Source organism: Variovorax sp. 20P10.2.4 (genome assembly GCF_058244205.1).
In genome coordinates, this window is sequence record NZ_JBZAYE010000982.1 from 1 (window position 1) to 1,905 (window position 1,905).

Consider the following 1,905-nt stretch of genomic DNA (forward strand, 5'->3'; position numbering starts at 1 on the left):
GCCGATCCGCTCGCGGCCATGGATTGGGTCAATGCCTTCGCGATGGCGGTCAACGAGGAGAACGCGGCCGGCGGTCGCGTGGTGACCGCGCCCACCAACGGCGCGGCCGGCGTGGTGCCGGCCGTGATGCACTACTACCAGCGCTTCGTGCCGAGCGCGAGCGACGCGGGCATCGTCGACTTCCTGCTCACGGCCGCGGCGATCGGCATGCTCTACAAGACCAACGCCTCGATCTCGGGCGCCGAGGTCGGCTGCCAGGGCGAGGTCGGCGTGGCCTGCTCGATGGCGGCCGGCGCGCTGGCCGCGGTGCTCGGCGGCACGCCGGCGCAGGTCGAGAACGCGGCCGAGATCGGCATGGAGCACAACCTCGGCCTGACCTGCGACCCGGTCGGCGGCATGGTGCAGATCCCCTGCGTGGAACGCAATGCCATGGGCGCGGTGAAGGCCATCAACGCGGCGCGCATGGCGCTGCGCGGCGACGGCAGCCACTACGTCTCGCTCGACGCCGTGATCCGCACCATGAAGCAGACCGGCGAGGACATGAAGTCGACCTACAAGGAGACTTCGCTCGGCGGGCTCGCGGTCAACGTGGTCGAGTGCTGAGCCCGCCTCACACCTTGTCAGGGCACGAACATGTCCCACGGCCCCTTGCCTACTGGCAGGCCGGGCCGCGCGGTCAGCGAGGCCAGCGGCTCGCCGGCCTCGAAGCGCGCGGCCAGGTCCGCGGGGTCGAACAGCACGCCCATGAAGTTCTCGGCATAGGCGCCGCCCGCGAAGAAGGCGTCGACCTCGGCGGCGGTCTCGAACACGTCGTGCTGCAGCTCGAGCCGGTGGCCGTCGGGGTCGCGGTAGTACATCGAGATCGTCGGCCCGTGGTTGATGCACCAGTAGGGCACGATGCCGAGCGCGGCCAGCCGCCGGTGGTTGGCGAGCAGCGCGGCCAGCGAGCCGTAGGTGAAGGCGATGTGCTCGAGCCCGGTGTTCGCATCGGCCTCGCGGCCCAGGTCGGGGCGCGCGATCAGGCCGATGCGGTGGTGCTCGTCGTCGTAGCTCAGGAAGCACAGCATCTCGTTCTCGAAGGCCACGCGCGCCTGCAGCACCGCGAGGTACCAGGCGCGCGAACGCGCGAGCTCGGCCACGCGCAGCACCACGTGGGCGAGCTTCACGGGCCGCAATGCGGCGGAGGCGAGGTCGGGCAGGGCGCGCTGAGGTTCGTTCATCGGGCGGTCTCCAGGGGTTCTTCCACCACGCGGTTCTCGATGTGGCCGATGCCCTCGATCTCCACGCGCACCACGTCGCCCGGCACCAGGTAGCGCGGCGGGTCCATCAGGCCGCCGACACCAGCGGGGCTGCCGGTGCTCAGCACGTCGCCGGGCTCGAGCGTGAAGGCGGTGCTCAGCTCGACCAGCATGGCCTCGATGCGATGGATCATCTGGGCGGTGTTGCCGTCCTGGCGCAGCTCGCCGTTGACCCAGGTGCGCAGCCGCAGCGCATGCGGATCGGCGATCTCGTCGCGCGTCACCAGCCAGGGGCCGAAGGGGCCGTGCGTGTCGAAGGACTTGCCCAGCGTATGCGTGGGCGCGCGCAGCTGCCAGTCGCGCACGCTCATGTCGTTGATCACGACGTAGCCTGCGACCATGGCCATCGCCTCCTCGGCCCGCACATGGCGGCAGCGCCGGCCGATGACCACGCCGAGCTCGCCCTCGTAGTCGAACTGCGCCGACACGCGTGGCCGGTGCACGTCGTCGAAGGGGCCGGCCACGCACGACACCTGCTTGTTGAACCACACCTGTCCCGGTGGCCGTGTCAGGCCCAGCTTCGCGGCCTCCTCGAGGTGCGAGGCGTAGTTGCCGCCGAGGCCGAGGAACTTGCGCGGCGCGGGCACCGGCGCCGTGAGCTTCACAT

At 70.8% G+C, this 1,905-nt stretch carries 3 protein-coding genes; 1 reads left to right on the forward strand and 2 read right to left on the reverse strand.

The features are described from left to right. Positions 1 to 603 (forward strand): L-serine ammonia-lyase (locus AC27VN_RS40185; RefSeq protein WP_490880317.1); only part of this gene is annotated, 603 nt, incomplete at its 5' end. A gap of 17 nt (positions 604 to 620) precedes the next feature. Here AC27VN_RS40185 and AC27VN_RS40190 read toward each other — a convergent pair. Both AC27VN_RS40190 and AC27VN_RS40195 read right to left on the reverse strand, forming a co-directional pair. Further along, on the reverse strand, positions 621 to 1,220 hold the full coding sequence (locus AC27VN_RS40190) for a VOC family protein (RefSeq protein WP_490880318.1): 600 nt from the start codon (positions 1,218 to 1,220) through the stop codon (positions 621 to 623). Then, the coding region (locus AC27VN_RS40195; protein WP_490880319.1) for a fumarylacetoacetate hydrolase family protein at positions 1,217 to 1,905 on the reverse strand (689 nt) is incomplete at its 5' end. The genes AC27VN_RS40190 and AC27VN_RS40195, both read right to left, overlap by 4 nt.

What these genes read in the sequence shown, in the direction of transcription:
- AC27VN_RS40190 (WP_490880318.1), bottom strand. Translation starts at nt 1,220, where the DNA reads ATGAACGAACCTCAGCGCGCCCTGCCCGACCTCGCCTCCGCCGCATTG.